Annotated in this window: 14 protein-coding genes; 4 read left to right on the top strand and 10 right to left on the bottom strand. The window is 73.8% G+C overall.

Features of this window, described 5'->3' with window-relative positions:
- The first annotated feature begins 326 nt into the window (after window positions 1-326).
- Window positions 327-941 carry a SigE family RNA polymerase sigma factor gene (locus ACIQ9P_RS15035; protein WP_402355821.1) on the top strand — a complete coding sequence of 205 codons (615 nt, stop codon included), beginning with the start codon at window positions 327-329 and terminating at the stop codon, window positions 939-941.
- Window positions 942-1199: 258 nt separating this feature from the next.
- Here ACIQ9P_RS15035 and ACIQ9P_RS15030 read toward each other — a convergent pair whose 3' ends face one another.
- From ACIQ9P_RS15030 to deoC, 5 genes are all read right to left on the bottom strand, one after another.
- Entirely contained in the window at window positions 1200-1838 is a 639-nt protein-coding gene (locus ACIQ9P_RS15030; RefSeq protein ID WP_402355072.1) for an ATP-binding protein, read from the bottom strand.
- Window positions 1839-1885: 47 nt separating this feature from the next.
- Window positions 1886-2329: a hypothetical protein gene (locus ACIQ9P_RS15025; RefSeq protein WP_402355070.1), complete on the bottom strand. Its 444-nt coding sequence runs from the start codon at window positions 2327-2329 to the stop codon at window positions 1886-1888.
- Window positions 2330-2661: 332 nt separating this feature from the next.
- Complete coding sequence (locus tag ACIQ9P_RS15020) at window positions 2662-3564, bottom strand: aldehyde dehydrogenase family protein (RefSeq protein WP_402355068.1); 903 nt, start codon at window positions 3562-3564, stop codon at window positions 2662-2664.
- On the bottom strand, window positions 3557-5071 hold the full coding sequence (locus ACIQ9P_RS15015; protein WP_402355067.1) for an aldehyde dehydrogenase family protein: 1515 nt from the start codon (window positions 5069-5071) through the stop codon (window positions 3557-3559). The genes ACIQ9P_RS15020 and ACIQ9P_RS15015 overlap by 8 nt, the downstream gene beginning before the upstream one ends.
- 5 nt (window positions 5072-5076) lie before the next feature.
- Window positions 5077-6069 (bottom strand): deoxyribose-phosphate aldolase, encoded by a 993-nt coding sequence (gene deoC / locus ACIQ9P_RS15010; RefSeq protein WP_402355065.1) that lies wholly within the window; start codon window positions 6067-6069, stop codon window positions 5077-5079.
- Between the two features lie 134 nt (window positions 6070-6203).
- On the opposite strand from deoC, the gene ACIQ9P_RS15005 reads away from it, so the two are divergent.
- Entirely contained in the window at window positions 6204-6887 is a 684-nt protein-coding gene (locus tag ACIQ9P_RS15005; RefSeq protein ID WP_402355063.1) for a PH domain-containing protein, read from the top strand.
- Between the two features lie 66 nt (window positions 6888-6953).
- Here ACIQ9P_RS15005 and ACIQ9P_RS15000 read toward each other — a convergent pair whose 3' ends face one another.
- The 3 genes from ACIQ9P_RS15000 to ACIQ9P_RS14990 all read right to left on the bottom strand — a co-directional run bounded on the left by ACIQ9P_RS15000 (window position 6954) and on the right by ACIQ9P_RS14990 (window position 10505).
- Entirely contained in the window at window positions 6954-8654 is a 1701-nt protein-coding gene (locus ACIQ9P_RS15000; protein ID WP_402355061.1) for a phospho-sugar mutase, read from the bottom strand.
- A gap of 451 nt (window positions 8655-9105) precedes the next feature.
- Window positions 9106-9927 (bottom strand): purine-nucleoside phosphorylase, encoded by an 822-nt coding sequence (locus ACIQ9P_RS14995; protein ID WP_402355059.1) that lies wholly within the window; start codon window positions 9925-9927, stop codon window positions 9106-9108.
- A gap of 140 nt (window positions 9928-10067) precedes the next feature.
- Window positions 10068-10505 (bottom strand): gamma-glutamylcyclotransferase, encoded by a 438-nt coding sequence (locus ACIQ9P_RS14990; protein WP_030393425.1) that lies wholly within the window; start codon window positions 10503-10505, stop codon window positions 10068-10070.
- A 78-nt stretch (window positions 10506-10583) separates the two neighbouring features.
- Here ACIQ9P_RS14990 and ACIQ9P_RS14985 point away from each other — a divergent pair, with 78 nt between their 5' ends.
- Window positions 10584-12038, top strand: coding sequence for an NAD(P)H-quinone dehydrogenase (locus tag ACIQ9P_RS14985; protein WP_402355057.1), 1455 nt, complete (start codon window positions 10584-10586; stop codon window positions 12036-12038).
- Window positions 12039-12274: 236 nt separating this feature from the next.
- Window positions 12275-13255 (top strand): DeoR/GlpR family DNA-binding transcription regulator, encoded by a 981-nt coding sequence (locus tag ACIQ9P_RS14980; RefSeq protein ID WP_402355818.1) that lies wholly within the window; start codon window positions 12275-12277, stop codon window positions 13253-13255.
- Between the two features lie 187 nt (window positions 13256-13442).
- Here ACIQ9P_RS14980 and ACIQ9P_RS14975 read toward each other — a convergent pair whose 3' ends face one another.
- Window positions 13443-15215, bottom strand: a complete 1773-nt coding sequence (locus ACIQ9P_RS14975; RefSeq protein ID WP_402355055.1) for an acetyl/propionyl/methylcrotonyl-CoA carboxylase subunit alpha — start codon at window positions 15213-15215, stop codon at window positions 13443-13445.
- A 251-nt stretch (window positions 15216-15466) separates the two neighbouring features.
- Entirely contained in the window at window positions 15467-16306 is an 840-nt protein-coding gene (locus ACIQ9P_RS14970; protein ID WP_402355053.1) for a hypothetical protein, read from the bottom strand.
- Between the last annotated feature and the right edge of the window lie 220 nt (window positions 16307-16526).

Below are 16526 nucleotides of genomic sequence, written 5' to 3'. Positions count from 1 at the left end.
CGACCGCCCACCGGAGCCGGTTCGAGGCCGGGACCGAGGAGACCTCGGGTGCCGTGATCGCACGGGGGTGCGCGCACGGCACCGGTGGAAACACTGTCGCCCGCCGGGTGAGCGGCGGCGGCAGGACGGGGGAGATGTACGGAGTCGGTCGACGGGGGAACGCGGCCGACTCCGCCGCGACCTTGACGCTGCGGGGGATCCTCCCCGTCCGCGTCGAGGGCGCGGACACCCCGGCGGGGAACCGGGGCATCGCGGGAACGGGCCTGCGGAAGGCCGACTCGGGGGAGTCGGCCGGCCGCGAGGCCGCCGGTGCGACGCTGCTGCGGTTGAACCCCGCGGCGGCCCGCACCACCGAGCAGACGGCCGGCGGGGCGGCGTTCACCGGGGCCCAGGGGGAGCACCCGGCGGTCGCGGAGGACCACATCACGGAGTTCACCGCGTACGTGCGGGAGCGCCGCGCCTCCCTCTACGCCACCGCGTACCACCTGACCGGTGACCGCTACGAGGCCGAGGACCTGCTGCAGAGCGCGCTCTTCAGCACCTACCGGGCCTGGGGCCGGATCACCGACAAGGCCGCGGTCGGGGGCTACCTCCGCCGCACCATGACCAACCTGCACATCTCCGCCTGGCGGCGCCGCAAGGTCAACGAGTACCCGACCGAGGAGCTGCCGGAGACGGTCGGCGACACCGACGCGATGGGCGGCACCGAGCTGCGCGCCGTGCTCTGGCAGGCGCTGGCCAAGCTGCCGGAGAACCAGCGGACCATGCTGGTTCTCCGCTACTACGAGGGCAAGACCGACCCGGAGATCGCCGGCGTGCTCGGCATCAGCGTCGGCACCGTCAAGAGCAGCATCTGGCGCGCGCTGCGCCGGCTGCGCGACGACGAGCAGCTGAACACCTCGGGCGACACCGTCCGGGCCTTCGGCGAGCTGGTCGCGTAACGCGACCGGGACAGGGACTCCCGTCGGGGGACGGGTAGCAGGACGGACGCGGAATCGGCGGCGCCGGCTCGGGGGAGCGGCGGCGCGGGGGGACCGTGACCGTCCGGGGTAGGCGGCGGGCCCGGTGCGGGGGAGACGCACCGGGCCCGCCGTTCCGCGTGTCCGGGCGGGTCCGGGCCGTTCTCCGGGTCCTTGCTCCGGGCTGCCGTTCCGGGCCGTCGCGCGGGCCGCTGCTCCGGGTCGTCGTTCCGGCCCTGCTCAGACCGCCGAGAGCTCCCCGGCGCGGGCCGCCGCGCGGATCCGCCGCTCGGCCTCGGGCCCGGCGCACGGACGCGCCCCCAGCGCGACCTGGCGGCCCACGATGCCCCGCTCGGCCCGCATCAGCCGCCAGCCGCGCCGCACCAGCACGGGCAGCGACTTGCGGCCCTCGCGGACGTCCCGGCGCAGCCGCCACCAGGCGGTCGTCAGCGCGCCGTTGCGCAGGCACAGCGCGTCGCCCAGCAGCTCGGCGGTGGCGCAGTCGGCCGTGATCTCGGCCGCGAAGATGCCCTCGGCGACGAACGCGGTGGCCCCGTCGAGCTCCAGCACCCTGGTGGAGACCCGGCCGTTGTCCGGGATCGAGTACACCGGCACCTCGGCCCGGCCGGTGTCGCACAGGGCCCGGATGGCCGCCAGGGCCTGGTCCCGGTGCCAGGACAGCGGGGAGTCCCAGTCCACCGCGCCGTCGGGCAGCAGGGGCAGGGTGGGGTCGTCGCCGTCCTTGTAGAAGTCGTCGAGCTGGAGCACGGGCAGGCCGCTGCGCTCGGCGAGCGAGGACTTCCCGGAGCCGGAGGGCCCGGAGAGCAGGACCACCCGGGCAGGGGCTATCGACACGGGGTTCAGCGGGGAGTCACTCACGGGACACCAGTCTGACGCATCGGGGCCCGATGCCGAAACCCCGCGGATCACACCGTCCGCGCGGCCGCCGGGGCGAGGAGCGAGGCGTGCAGCAGCGGCAGGTACCGGCTGTCGACCTGGAGGTACACCGGGTGACCGGCGCCGGGTGCCCGGTACGCGGTGGCGGCCCAGTCCTGGTCGTGCCAGGCGTCCGGCTCGGGGGCCTCGAAGGTGCCGCCGACGGCCAGGTCGAGCGGTTCGTGGCCGCGCGCGGTGAAGGCGACGGCCGTGGCGCCGGGGGTGAGCCGCAGGTGCCCCGTGACGTATCCGGGCCGCCCGTCGGCGTGGCCGCCGGACTGTTCGCCGGACCGGTCCGGGCCGGCGGAGCGGGCCGAACAGGGGATCCGGACCGGCCGCCCGGCGGCCAGCCGGCGCCTGGTGCGGGCCACCCGCAGGGTGCGCAGGAACCCGTCCGCGAACAGGGCCATCAGCTCGCCGACCAGCTCTCCCACGGACGTTCTCCCCCTCGGTGCGCGGTGTCGCCCCAGTCTGCGCGGCCGCCCCGGGGACCGGCAGCGTCGAACGGCTCGACCGGGCGCGACGAAAGTCGACGGTCGCGGCCGCCGACGGCGGCCCGGCAGCGGTGGACCCGGCCCCGGACGGGCCCCGGGCGGGCCGCGGAGCGGCCCCGGACGTACGACGGACCCGCGCCAGGGGGGGAGAGGCGCGGGTCCGTCCTGTGACCGTCCGGGCCCTGGGGGGGTGAGGGCACGGGGGACGGCCAGTCTGTGGAGTTGTCACCGACTCGCGGTCACGGAGCGTAGCCGCTCCGGGGATCCGGCGGTCAGATACCCATCGGGTGCCAGACCGTCTTGGTCTCCAGGAAGGAGAGTAGCCGGTCCGTGCCGGGAGCCTTGGTCCAGTCCTGCGCGAACGGGTCCGGCTCCGGGCGGAGAACCCTCTTCAGGGTATCCGCGGCCAGGGCCTCCAGGCCGCCCGCCGCGCCGGGACCGTCGGCGGCGATCGCGCCGGTCAGGTCCAGCGCGTTGACGTCCTGGTGCGAGGCCAGGGTCGGCGCGATGTCGGCGGTCCGGCCGGACAGGATGTTGACCACGCCGCCCGGGACGTCCGAGGTGGCCAGCACCTCGCCCAGGGACAGCGCGGGCAGCGGCGCGTCGGCCGCGGCCGCCACCACCACGGTGTTGCCCGTGGCGACGGCCGGGGCGATCACCGAGACCAGCCCGAGCAGCGAGTGACCGTAACCGGCCTGCGGCGCGACGATCCCGACCACGCCGGTCGGCTCCGGGGTGGAGAGGTTGAAGTACGGACCGGCGACCGGGTTGGCGCCGCCCGCGATCTGGGCCACCTTGTCGGTCCAGCCCGCGTACCAGACCCAGCGGTCGATCGCGGCGTCCACCAGGGCGGCGGCCTTCTTCGCGCCGACGCCCTCGGAGAGCGCCACCTCGGCGGCGAACTGCTCCCGCCGGCCCTGCAGCATCTCGGCCACCCGGTACAGCACCTGGCCGCGGTTGTACGCGGTGGTGCCGGCCCAGCCCTTGACCGCCGCGCGGGCGGCGACGACCGCGTCGCGGGCGTCCTTGCGGGTGCCGAGCGGCGCGTTGGCCAGCCACTCGCCCTTCGCGTCCGTCACCTCGTACACCCGCCCGCTCTCGGAGCGCGGGAACTTCCCGCCGACGTACAGCTTGTAGGTCTTGAGGACATCAAGACGGCTCACGACATCAGACATCGAGGTATGCCTCCAGACCGTGCCGGCCGCCCTCGCGGCCGTAGCCCGACTCCTTGAAACCGCCGAACGGCGAGGTCGGGTCGAACTTGTTGAAGGTGTTGGCCCAGACCACGCCGGCCCGGAGCCTGCTCGCCGCCCAGAGGATGCGCGAGCCCTTCTCCGTCCAGATGCCGGCGGAGAGGCCGTACGGGGTGTTGTTGGCCTTCGCGACCGCCTCGTCGGGGGTGCGGAAGGTCAGCACCGACAGGACCGGGCCGAAGATCTCCTCCTGGGCGATCCGGTGGGCCTGGCTGACGCCGGTGAACAGCGTCGGCCGGAACCAGAAGCCGGTGCCCGGCAGCTCGCACGCGGGCGACCAGCGCTCGGCGCCCTCGGCCTCGCCGGCCTCGGTCAGCGCGGTGATCCGGGCCAGCTGCTCGGCGGAGTTGATCGCGCCGATGTCGGTGTTCTTGTCCAGCGGGTCGCCGACCCGCAGGGTGCCCATCCGGCGCTTCAGCGCGTCCAGCAGCTCGTCCTGGACCGACTCCTGGACCAGCAGGCGCGAACCCGCGCAGCAGACGTGGCCCTGGTTGAAGAAGATGCCGTTGACGATGCCCTCGACCGCCTGGTCGAGCGGCGCGTCGTCGAAGACGATGTTGGCGGCCTTGCCGCCCAGCTCCAGCGAGAGCTTCTTGCGGGTGCCGGCCACCTGCTTGGCGATCGCGCGGCCGACCGGGGTGGAGCCGGTGAACGCGACCTTGTTGACGTCCGGGTGCGCGGTGAGCGCCGCACCGGTGCCGCCGTCGCCGGTGACGATGTTGACGACGCCCTTCGGCAGACCCGCCTGGCGGCAGATCTCGGCGAAGCGCAGCGCGGTCAGCGGGGTGGTCTCGGCCGGCTTCAGCACGACCGTGTTGCCGGTGGCCAGCGCCGGGGCGATCTTCCACGCCAGCATCAGCAGCGGGAAGTTCCACGGGATGACCTGTCCGGCCACGCCCAGCGGCTTCGGGTTCGGGCCGTAGCCGGCGAAGTCCAGCTTGTCGGCCCAGCCCGCGTAGTAGAAGAAGTGCGCGGCGACCAGCGGCAGGTCGACGTCGCGGGTCTCGCGGATCGGCTTGCCGTTGTCGATCGACTCCAGCACGGCCAGCTCGCGGCTGCGCTCCTGGATGATCCGGGCGATCCGGAACAGGTACTTGGCGCGCTCGCTGCCCGGCAGCGCCGACCAGTCGGCGAAGGCGGCCCGGGCGGCGGCGACCGCGCGGTCCACGTCCTCGGCGGTGCCGCGGGCGAACTCGGCGAGCACCTGCTCGGTGGCCGGGTTGACCGTCTTCAGCGCCTCGTTGCCGGAGGAGTCGACGAACTCGCCGCCGATGAAGTGGCCGTAGGAGCTGGCGATGTCGCCGGCCGCGGCGGGCGACTCGGGGGCCGGGGCGTAGCCGAAGAGGCCGCCCGCCGGCTTGCCGGCCGGCTCGGCCGGGGCCTGCGGCGCGGCCGCGGGCGCTTCGGTCTTCTTGGTGTTCTTGGCCATGATTCTCAGTCCACCGTCACGTAGTCGGGACCGGAGTACCGTCCGGTGGTCAGCTTCTGACGCTGCATCAGCAGGTCGTTGAGGAGGCTGGAGGCGCCGAAGCGGAACCAGTGCGGGGTCAGCCAGTCGTCGCCGAGGGTCTCGTTGACCATCACCAGGTACTTCATCGCGTCCTTGGTGGTCTTGATCCCGCCGGCGGGCTTCACGCCGACCTGGACGCCGGTGGCGGCGCGGAAGTCGCGGACCGCCTCCAGCATCAGCAGGGTGACCGGCGGGGTCGCATTGACGGCGACCTTGCCGGTCGAGGTCTTGATGAAGTCGGCGCCGGCCAGCATCGCCAGCCAGGAGGCGCGACGCACGTTGTCGTACGTCTGCAGCTCGCCGGTCTCGAAGATCACCTTGAGGTGGGCGGAGCTGCCGTCGGGGCGGCGGCAGGCGGCCTTGACGGCGACGATCTCGTTGAAGACGTCCAGGTAGCGGCCGGAGAGGAAGGCCCCCCGGTCGATCACCATGTCGATCTCGTCGGCTCCGGCCGCGACCGCGTCCGCGGTGTCGGCGAGCTTGACCGGGAGCGCGGCGCGCCCGGCGGGGAAGGCGGTGGCGACGGAGGCGACCTGGATGTCGGTGCCCCGGAGCGCCGCCTTCGCGGTGGCGACCATGTCCGGGTAGACGCAGATCGCCGCGACGCGGGGGGTGGTCGGGTCGGTGGGGTCGGGGGTCCTGCCCTTGGTGCACAGCGCGCGCACCTTGCCGACCGTGTCCGCGCCTTCGAGCGTGGTCAGGTCGATCATCGAGATGGCCAGGTCGATGGCGTACGCCTTGGCCGTGGTCTTGATCGAGCGGGTACCGAGAGTGGCGGCACGCGCCTCCAGGCCGACCTGGTCGACACCGGGCAGGCCGTGCAGGAAGCGACGGAGCGAGGTCTCGGACGTCGCGACGTCCTCGAGACCGCTGCCCGCGACGCCGGGGGCATTGGCTGCAAGAGTGGACATAGTCACCACACCAGCATATCTACGCGCGTAGTCAATCGCCAGAGGCGCCACGCATCGATGCCGGACCGAGACCTCCGCGCCCCGGGAACCCCGTCCGTCACCCCTGTGGATCGCGCGGGCCATGGGGCAGAATCGTCGACATGACCGAATCCCACGGCGGGCCCCGACCGGGCCCGGCCGGTTCCGATGGGGAGCCCGTGTACGCCGACCGCGTGTACCGCTCCGTTCCCGGCGTGATCTCCGGGGTGCTCCTGCTGGCCGTCGCGGCCTGGCTGATCGGGGACGCGGCCGTCAACGGCAGCGGCAAGACACCGTGGGTGTCGCTGGCCGCCGTCCCGGTGTTCGTGCTCCCGGTGATCGCCTACACCCTGCGCCCGGCCGTCCGGGCCGACGAGCGCCGCCTGGTCGTTCGCAACCCGCTGCGCACGATCGTCGCGCCCTGGGCCGCCGTGGACGCGCTGCGCGCCGGGTACTCGGTCGAACTCCTCGCCGAGGGCAAGAAGTACCAGGTGTGGGCGGTGCCGGTGTCGCTGCGCCAGCGCAAGCGGGCCGCCCGGGCGCGCGAGCGCGGCGGTCAGACGCACAGCTCCCGGCTGGGCATGGTCTTCGGCGCGGGCGGCACGCCGTCCGGCGCCGGGGTGCAGGGCTCCACGGACCCGAACCGGGCCTGGTCCGACCAGGTGGTCGGCGTCCTCCAGGACATGGCCGAGCGCAACGCCTCCCGCCCCGACGCCGCCGGGTCGATCGAGGTCCACTGGTGCTGGTGGATCATCGCCCCCACGGTGGCCGGCCTGATCGCCCTGATCACCGTGATCGCGGTCTGACCGGACCCCCGGCGTACGAGGAGGGGCCCGCCGTGCCGGCGGGCCCCTCCGTCGTCCCCGCCGCTGTCAGCCGGCGATGCCGGCCGCGGCCGCGAGGTCCCGCTTGACGGTGGCGAGCAGCTCGGCGGCCCGGGCGCGGGTGTCCGCGAGGTCGGCGGCCGAGGCGACCGGGAGGACGACCTCCAGGTAGCACTTCAGCTTGGGCTCGGTGCCCGAGGGGCGGACCACGATCCGGGCCGAGCGGACGGCGTCGCCCGCCAGGTAGTAGCGCAGGCCGTCGGTCGGCGGCAGCTCGGCCGACCCGGCGGTGAGGTCGTCGGCGCGGGTGACGGTGAGCCCGGCCAGGACCGTCGGGGGCCGCTCGCGCAGGGTGCGCATGGCGTCGGCGATCAGCGAGAGGTCCTCGACCCGGACCGACAGCTGGTCGGTGGCGTGCAGGCCGTGCTCCAGCGCGAGGTCGTCCAGCAGGTCGGTCAGGGTGCGGCCGGAGCGCTTGAGGGTGGCGGCGAGCTCGGCGACCAGCAGGGCGGCGGTGATGCCGTCCTTGTCGCGCACGCCCTGCGGGTCGACGCAGTAGCCGAGCGCCTCCTCGTAGCCGTAGCGCAGGCCCCCGGCGCGGGAGATCCACTTGAAGCCGGTGAGGGTCTCGGCGTAACCGAGCCCGGCTGCCTCGGCGATCCGGCCGAGCAGGGTGGAGGAGACGATGGTGGTGGCGAAGGTGCCGGCGGCCCGCTTGGAGACCAGGGCGGCGCCCAGCAGCGCGCCGACCTCGTCGCCGCGCAGCATCCGCCAGCCGTCCGCGCCCTCGGCGGGGACGGCCACCGCGCAGCGGTCGGCGTCCGGGTCGTTGGCGACGACGATGTCCGGGCGGGCCGCGGCGGCGGTGCGGAAGGCGAGGTCCATCGCCCCCGGCTCCTCCGGGTTGGGGAAGGCGACGGTCGGGAAGTCCGGGTCCGGCTCGGCCTGCTCGGCCACCACGGTGGGCGCCGGGAAGCCGGCCCGGTCCAGGGCGGCGAGGAAGGTGTCGCGCCCGACGCCGTGCATCGGGGTGTAGACGATGTCGAGCTCCCGCGGGCTGTGCGGGTCGACGATCGACGCGGCGCGGTCGAGGTACGCCTCGACGACGGACTCGTCCACCGTCTCCCAGCCGGCCGCGGCGAGCGGGACCTCGGTGAGGGAGCCGATCGCGTCGATCTCGGCGGCGATGCCCGCGTCCGCCGGCGGCACGATCTGCGAGCCGTCGCCCAGGTAGACCTTGTAGCCGTTGTCCTGCGGCGGGTTGTGGCTGGCGGTGACGGTGACGCCGGCGGCGGCGCCGAGGTGGCGGACCGCGAAGGCGAGCACCGGGGTGGGCAGCGGGCGCGGGAACAGCAGCGCGCGCAGACCGGCGCCGACCACCACGGCGGCGGTGTCGCGGGCGAAGTCGTAGGACTTGTGGCGGGCGTCGTAGCCGATCACGACCAGGTCGCCGAGGCCCTGCCGCTTGACGTAGGCGACCAGGCCGGCGGCGGCGCGGATCACCACGGCGCGGTTCATCCGCATCGGCCCGGCGCCGAGCTCGCCGCGCAGGCCGGCGGTGCCGAACTGGAGGCGGTCGGCGAAGCGGTCGGCCAGCTCGGACCAGGCGAGCTTGGCGTTGGCGTCGGCGTCCGGGGTCTCGGCGACGGCGAGCAGCGCGGCGAGCTCCTCGCGGGTCTGCGGGTCCGGGTCCTCGGCGAGCCAGGTGCGGGCCCGGGCGAGGAGGTCGGTGGTGGTTGCCTGCGTCATGGCTGCAGCTCCATCGGGAAGTGCGTCGGTGGTCGGCCTGGGGGTGCTCCGGGCCGGGCCGGGCCCGGGACCGGCGGGTCGGGCGGGCCGGCGGCGGTGGCCGGGGCGTGCCGCGGGGCGTCCTCGGACGGGGACGCCGGGCGCGGGGCGTGGCGTGGTGGCTCGGACGGGCGTACCGGCGGTCGAGGGTGGTGCGGTGGGTACGGGTGGTGCGGTGGGTACGGGCGGTGGCGGGACGGGTGGTGCGGCGGTGGCGGTACGGGCGGTGCTCGTGGTGCGGGACGAAACGTACGCGCGGTGGCGGCGGGACGCGGTGTCCGGCGCCCCGGGAGGCGGCGTGTCGGCCGGGCCCCGGGGGGCCGGAGCGCACGGACGGGGCCCGCGGGCGGCTGTGATCACCCGATCACGCCCGTCCGCGGGCCCCGTCGCTCATGCCGTCGTCACCGAGGCGTCAGATCCGTTCGAGGACCTTGGCCAGCAGCGCGCCCATCCGCTCGGCGGACGCCTTGCCGGCCTCCAGCACCTCGGCGTGGTTGAGCGGCTCGCCGGTCATGCCGGCGGCCAGGTTGGTGACCAGGGAGATGCCCAGCACCTCGGCACCGGCCTCGCGGGCCGCGATGGCCTCCAGCGTGGTGGACATGCCGACCAGCTCGCCGCCGATCACCCGGGCCATGTTGACCTCGGCCGGGGTCTCGTAGTGCGGGCCGCGGAACTGGACGTAGACGGCCTCGTCGAGGGTCGGGTCCACCTCGCGGCAGAGCGCGCGCAGCCGCTTGGAGTAGAGGTCGGTGAGGTCGACGAAGTTGGCGCCGACGATCGGCGAGTCCGCCGTCAGGTTGATGTGGTCGCTGATCAGGACCGGCTGGCCGGGGACCCAGGTGGGGCGCAGACCGCCGCAGCCGTTGGTCAGCACGATGGTCTCGCAGCCGGCCGCGGCGGCGGTGCGCACGCCGTGGACGACGGTGGCGACCCCGTGGCCCTCGTAGTAGTGGTTGCGGCCCAGGAAGATCAGGGCCCGCTTCTCACCGATCCGCACCGAGCGGATGGTGCCGGCGTGGCCGGCCACGGCGGGGGCGGGGAAGCCCGGGAGGTCGGTGACCGGGAACTCCGCCACGGTCTCGCCGAGGGCGTCGGCGGCCGGCACCCAGCCGGAGCCCATCACCAGGGCGACGTCGTGGCGCTCGGCGCCGGTCAGCTCGCGCAGGCGCTCGGCGGCGGCCTGGGCGGCGGCGTAGGGGTCGGCGGAGACGACCGACTGAGGAGATGCGTTCACGCGTCCGAGGATAGACGGGAAATGGCTACGCGCGTAGAAAATCCTGGTACGACGTGCCGGATCGTTACCCGGATGGCGTGAACGTACAGCTCCGGGGCGGCCGGAGCGGGCCGCGACCCGGAGCAATCTCCAAAGAACTCTCAGCAGGGACGGCGGCGCAGGTCCAGCACGTAGTCGTCGGGGGCGCCGGCGCTCTCCGCCGCGTCCGCGATCAGGCCCAGGTAGCGGGCCGCCGGGAGGCCGCCCTCGTAGTCGTTGAGCACGTACGTCCAGACCGGCACGTCGCCGTCCAGGGTCTGCGCCCGGAGCCTGGTCTTGCGGTAGATGCCGAGCTGGACGCCCTCCCAGCGGTCCAGCCCCTCCTCGTCCATCGGCGACACGTCGTACAGCGAGACGAAGACCTGGTCCTTCTCGTCCTCCACCACGGTGGCCAGCGAGCCCTCCCAGCCGAGGTGCTCGCCGCCGAAGGTCAGCCGCCAGCCGGACAGCCACCCCGTACCGCGCAACGGCGAGTGCGGGGCGCGGCGGGTCATCTGCCGGGCATCGAGGTTGGTGGCATACGCGGCGTAAAGGGGCATGGGGCGAAGCCTACGTTCACCGGCCGATCCGGCAGAAGCCCCGACCCCGGCGTGGCAGTGCTCCCGGCGTGCGGGACAATGGGTCACGTGACTCGGATCGTGATCATCGGTGGCGGACCAGGCGGCTACGAGGCGGCGCTCGTCGCGGCCCAGCTCGGCGCGGAGGTGACCGTCGTCGACCGCGACGGTCTGGGCGGATCGGCGGTGCTCACGGACTGCGTGCCGTCGAAGACGCTGATCGCGACGGCGGAGGTGATGACGACCTTCGACAGCTCGTACGAGGAACTCGGCATCATCGTCGCCGACGACACCCCGCACATCGACTCCCCGGCCCGGGTCGTCGGCGTCGACCTCGGCAAGGTCAACCGCCGCGTGAAGCGGCTGGCGATCGCGCAGTCCCACGACATCACCCAGTCCGTCACCCGGGCCGGCGTCACCGTGCTGCGCGGCCGCGGCCGGCTCGGCACCGGCGGGCAGGCCGCGGACGGCTCCCGCGAGGTGCTGGTCGACGCCCCCGACGGCAGCGTGCAGTCCCTGCGCGCCGACGCGGTGCTGATCGCCACCGGCGCCCACCCGCGCGAGCTCCCCGACGCCCAGCCGGACGGCGAGCGGATCCTGACCTGGACCCAGGTGTACGACCTGGAGGAGCTGCCGCGCGAGCTGATCGTCGTGGGCTCCGGCGTCACCGGCGCCGAGTTCGCCGGCGCCTACCAGGCGCTGGGCTCCAGGGTCACCCTGGTCTCCTCGCGCGACCGGGTACTGCCGGGCGAGGACCCGGACGCGGCCGAGGTGCTGGAAGAGGTCTTCCGCCGCCGCGGGATGAACGTGATGAGCCGTTCGCGCGCCGAAACGGTCAAGAGGATCGGCGACACGGTCGAGGTCACCCTCTCCGACGGCACCGTGATCGAGGGCACCCACTGCCTGATGGCGGTCGGCTCGATCCCGAACACCGCCGGGATGGGCCTGGAGGAGGCCGGGGTCAAGCTCAACGACTGGGGCCAGATCCACGTCGACCGGGTCTCCCGCACCACCGCCCCCGGCGTCTACGCGGCCGGCGACTGCACCGGCGTCTTCATGCTCGCCTCGGTCGCCGCGATGCAGGGCCGGATCGCGATGTACCACGCGCTCGGCGACGCGGTGCAGCCGCTGAACCTCAAGACCGTGGCCTCCAACGTCTTCACCGACCCCGAGATCGCCACCGTCGGCTACACCGCGGCCGACGTGAAGTGCGGCAAGATGGACGCCGTCGAGGTCAAGCTCCCGTTGCGCGGCAACCCGCGCGCCAAGATGCAGGGCATCCGGGACGGCTTCGTGAAACTGTTCTGCCGCCCCGGCACCGGCATCGTGGTCGGCGGCGTGGTCGTCGCCCCGCGGGCCAGCGAACTGATCCACCCGATCGCGCTCGCGGTGGACGCCAATCTGACGGTCGAACAGGTGGCCAGCGCCTTCACCGTCTACCCGTCGGTCTCCGGCTCCACCGCCGAGGCCGCCCGCCAGCTCCACATCCGCAAGCGTGACGCGGGTGAATCCTGAGCCTCAAGTGCTCAGTTGAGGGCGGTCGCCGTTCGGCGGCCGCCCTTCGCGCATCCGGGGGCTTCACCCGGACGGCGGGCGCAGCCCCGGCGTGCTGACGGCGCGTATTGTACGGTCACGCGCCGCTCGGGCGTGAGCAATTCCCGCTACTAGCAGCAAACGCCTGAAAGCAGACGGTCACGCAGGTTACCGTCGGTTCTGTGTTTGCAGCAGAACGTCGCCAGTTGATCCTCGAAATGGTGCGCGCCAACGGAGCCGTCTCGCTCCGGGAGTTGGCCCGCGTCGTCCAGACCTCCGAAGTGACCGTGCGCCGCGACGTACGGGCCCTGGAGGCAGAAGGGCTCCTCGACCGCCGGCACGGCGGCGCGGTGCTCCCCGGCGGCTTCAGCCGCGAACCCGGCTACCCGCAGAAGACCCACCTCTCCGCCGCCGAGAAGAGCGCCATCGCCGATCTCGCCGCCGGACTGGTGGAGGAAGGTGACGCCGTGGTGGTCGGCGCCGGCACCACCACCCAGGAACTCGCCCGCCGACTCGCCCGGGTGCCCGGGCTGACGGTGGTCACCAACTCCCTGCTCGTCGCCCAGGCGCTGGCCCACGCCAACCGGGTCGAGGTGGTGATGACCGGCGGCACCCTGCGCGGGTCCAACTACGCCCTGGTCGGCAGCGGCGCCGAACAGTCGCTGCACGGGCTGCGGGTGACCAAAGCCTTCGTCTCGGGCAGCGGGCTCACCGCCGAGCGCGGACTCTCGACCACGAACATGCTCTCCGCGAGCGTGGACCGGGCACTGGTGCAGTCGGCCGCCGAGGTGATCATCCTCGCCGACCACACCAAGCTCGGCGCGGACACCATGTTCCAGACCGTGCCCACCGACACCATCACCCGGCTGGTCACCGACGAGCACGCCACCGCGGACGACGCCACCGCCCGCGAACTGGACGCGCTCGCCGACTGCGGGGTGCAGATCGACCTCGCCCCGCTCGGTGCCCCGCCGTCGGGGGACGCCCCGGTGCACGGCACCGGCAGCGGCCCGGTCCACCAGACCCAGCCCGGTCCGATGGCCCGCCGCGGCGCGCCGCCGCCCGGCGGGGCCCCGCTGCCCGGCCAGCGGCGCCCGGGTACCCACGGCGGCCCCGGCGGCCCCGGCGGGCCCGGCGGGCCGGGTGGCCAGATGCCGGTCAGACTCGCCGAACTGGGCGGCCTGCAGCGCGGGCGCTGAGGCCCGTGGGGGCGGGGGCCGGCATCCTGCCGCGCTGCCCCATGGGCTTCGCCGCGCCGCCGGACCGTCGCACCGTTCCACCGCCGCATCACCGCACCGCCGCATCACCGCCGAAACGCGACCGGTCCGCACACCCGAAGGTGTACGGACCGGCGGCGGACCTCTCGGCGCCCGATCGGGCCCCGGCTCAGTCCTTGATCTCGCAGAGCGCCGCGCCGCTGGAGACGCTCGCACCCACCTCGGCCTTGAGGCCGACGATCGTGCCCGCCTTGTGCGCGTTCAGCGGCTGCTCCATCTTCATCGCCTCCAGGACGACGATCAGCTCGCCCTCGGCGACGACCTGACCCTCCTCCACCGCGACCTTCACGATGGTGCCCTGCATCGGCGAGGCCAGCGTGTCACCGCTGACCGCCGAACCGGCCTTCTTGGCACCGACCCGACGCTTGGCCTTCGCGGCCCCCGCGCCGGCCGCCGGAGCCGCGCCGACACCCAGCGAGGACGGCAGCGAGACCTCGATCCGCTTGCCGCCGACCTCGACGACCACCGTCTCCCGGCCCTCGGCCTCCTCGCCGTCGCCGGCCGCACCGGCGAACGCGGGAATCGTGTTGTCGAAGTCGGTCTCGATCCACCGGGTGTAGACCGTGAACGGCCCTTCGCCGCCGTGCACCTCGGGCGCGAACGCCGGGTCGGTCACGACCGCCTGGTGGAACGGGATGGCGGTGGCCATGCCCTCGACCTTGAACTCGGCCAGCGCGCGCCGGGCCCGCTCCAGCGCCTGCTTGCGGTCCCGGCCGGACACGATCAGCTTGGCCAGCAGCGAGTCCCAGGCGGGGCCGATGACCGAACCGCTCTCCACGCCCGAGTCCAGCCGGACCCCCGGGCCCGACGGCGGCGCGAACAGCGTCACCGTGCCCGGCGCGGGCAGGAAGTTGCGGCCCGGGTCCTCGCCGTTGATCCGGAACTCGAAGGAGTGACCCCGCACCTCCGGGTCGCCGTAACCGAGCTCCTCGCCGTCCGCGATCCGGAACATCTCCCGGACCAGGTCGATCCCGGTGACCTCCTCGGTGACCGGGTGCTCCACCTGCAGACGGGTGTTGACCTCCAGGAAGGAGATCGTGCCGTCCACCGCCACCAGGAACTCGCAGGTGCCGGCACCCTCGTAACCGGCCTCCTTGAGGATGGCCTTCGACGCCCGGTACAGCTCGGCGTTCTGCTCGGGGGTGAGGAACGGCGCGGGCGCCTCCTCGACCAGCTTCTGGTGCCGGCGCTGCAGCGAGCAGTCACGGGTGGAGACGACCACCACGTTGCCGTGCTTGTCCGCGAGGCACTGGGTCTCGACGTGCCGCGGGTTGTCCAGGTAACGCTCCACGAAGCACTCGCCGCGCCCGAAGGCGGCGACCGCCTCCCGGACCGCCGAGTCGTACAGCTCCGGGATCTCCTCCAGGTTGCGGGCGACCTTGAGGCCGCGACCGCCGCCGCCGAAGGCCGCCTTGATGGCGACCGGCAGGCCGTGCTCCTGGGCGAACGCGACGATCTCCTCGGCACCCGAGACCGGGTCCGGCGTACCGGCGACCAGCGGGGCACCGGCGCGCTGCGCCACGTGCCGGGCGGTCACCTTGTCGCCCAGGTCCCGGATGGCCTGCGGGGGCGGGCCGATCCAGGTGAGGCCCGCGTCGAGCACGGCCTGGGCGAACTCGGCGTTCTCCGACAGGAAGCCGTAGCCGGGGTGGACGGCGTCCGCACCCGAGTCGGCGGCGGCCTGGAGGACCTTGGCGATGTCCAGGTAGCTGGTGCCGGGGGTGTCGCCGCCCAGCGCATAAGCCTCGTCGGCCGCGCGGACGTGCAGCGCATCCCGGTCCGGCTCGGCGTAGACGGCGACGCTGGCGATACCGGCGTCCGAGCAGGCCCGGGCGACGCGGACAGCGATTTCCCCGCGGTTGGCGATGAGCACCTTGCGCACTGTGGCTCCCTTCTTGAACCTCGTTGAGTTTATGGATTCCTGGGCAGTACCGGCGAGTAGCCCCAGGTTGTGAACTATCCCACACAGAGGGTGATGCGCCCGGGCGGGCTGTGGGCGGCCCGACGGGAGTCTGTGCAGGTGATGGCGCATGCGGCCCGGGTGGTGCGGCGACTGCGCTCGGTGACGGGGCGGCGTGGCGGCGCGAGGGGTACGGCGGGCCGGGTGGCACCTGCCGTCGGTGCGCGTGCCGTTCAAGGAATGGGGGCGGATGCGGGGGCCGGGTCTGGCGTCCGTGCGGGTGCCGCCGCGGGTGCGACCGCGGGGGTGGTTCCGGGTGCGGTTCCGGCGAGGTTGTCCGGACCGCCCGGAGGGGTCGGCGCGCGCTCCAGGGCCAGGGCGGTGACGTCGGCGATCCGCTCGACCACGTCCGGCCCGTAGGCGCCCGGGTTGACCACCTTGAGCAGCAGGGCGAAGGTGCCGTCGGTGCCGTACCGGCGGACCAGCCGGCGGTGGTGGGCGACCAGGTGGCGGACGCCGGCGTGGTTGGCGATGCCGGTCTGGCCCGAGATCAGGAAGACCGGGCGGCCGTGCCCGGGAGTGGCCAGCCGGGCGAGCAGGACGTACTCCCCGGCCCGGAGGTCGGCGGCGTACGAGCGGCCGCCGATGGTGATGGTGTTGTCCCGCACCACCCGGTCGTCGGAGATCACCACCCCCGGCAGGCCCCAGGCGAGGTGGGCGGCCATCCGGTCGTTGGAGACGGGGCCGCCGAAGCAGAACTCGGTCCTGGTGCCGAGGCCGCGCGGGGCGGCGTCGTGCGCGACCAGGTCGGTGTGCGCGCCGCATTCCTTCACCAGGGCGGCCAGTTCCATCAGCGCGTAGGCGTCGCGCCGGGTGACCGTCCGGGGGTGCGCGCCGGTGCCGATGCTGCGGTTGACCACGATCAGGCACTCGCTGCCGGCGGGCAGACCGAGGAAGGCCCTGGTCCGTTCCAGCCGGCGTCTTCGGCGCAGGCTCTGGCCGAGCCAGCCGAGGACGGCACTGATCGCGCTGGCCGTCAGGCCCAGCAGGACGTTGAGCAGACTGTCGGCCATCCGCTCGCCATCTCCCCCGTCGGTTTGGAGCGTCGGCGCCTTTCGGGCGCTCCTCTAGCGTGCATCACATCGGATTGTCGGCGGGGGAGATGGCGACAATTGTGCCGCTCTTTGGCGCGTGGGCGACACCCCGGCGGCGCTCCGGTGGCCGACGCCCGGCGCGTGGACGACACCCCGCCACGACCGGATCCGCGGCTCGCGCGGGCCCGTCGTACGCGCA

It is taken from the genome of Kitasatospora sp. NPDC094019 (assembly GCF_044764505.1).
In the GTDB taxonomy this organism is placed as follows: Bacteria; Actinomycetota; Actinomycetes; order Streptomycetales; family Streptomycetaceae; genus Kitasatospora.
The sequence above is the reverse complement of the archived record's forward strand: the minus strand, read 5'-3'. Positions and strand labels throughout refer to the sequence as shown.

Excerpts from the sequence above, each read along its gene's own strand:
- ACIQ9P_RS14985 (WP_402355057.1), top strand. The coding sequence starts at position 10,584 with ATGGGTCACGTGACTCGGATCGTGATCATCGGTGGCGGACCAGGCGGC.
- ACIQ9P_RS14980 (WP_402355818.1), top strand. The coding sequence starts at position 12,275 with ATGGTGCGCGCCAACGGAGCCGTCTCGCTCCGGGAGTTGGCCCGCGTC.
- ACIQ9P_RS15000 (WP_402355061.1), bottom strand. The coding sequence starts at position 8,654 with ATGACGCAGGCAACCACCACCGACCTCCTCGCCCGGGCCCGCACCTGG.
- ACIQ9P_RS15005 (WP_402355063.1), top strand. The coding sequence starts at position 6,204 with ATGACCGAATCCCACGGCGGGCCCCGACCGGGCCCGGCCGGTTCCGAT.
- ACIQ9P_RS15015 (WP_402355067.1), bottom strand. The coding sequence starts at position 5,071 with ATGGCCAAGAACACCAAGAAGACCGAAGCGCCCGCGGCCGCGCCGCAG.
- ACIQ9P_RS14970 (WP_402355053.1), bottom strand. The coding sequence starts at position 16,306 with ATGGCCGACAGTCTGCTCAACGTCCTGCTGGGCCTGACGGCCAGCGCG.
- ACIQ9P_RS15020 (WP_402355068.1), bottom strand. The coding sequence starts at position 3,564 with ATGTCTGATGTCGTGAGCCGTCTTGATGTCCTCAAGACCTACAAGCTG.
- ACIQ9P_RS14990 (WP_030393425.1), bottom strand. The coding sequence starts at position 10,505 with ATGCCCCTTTACGCCGCGTATGCCACCAACCTCGATGCCCGGCAGATG.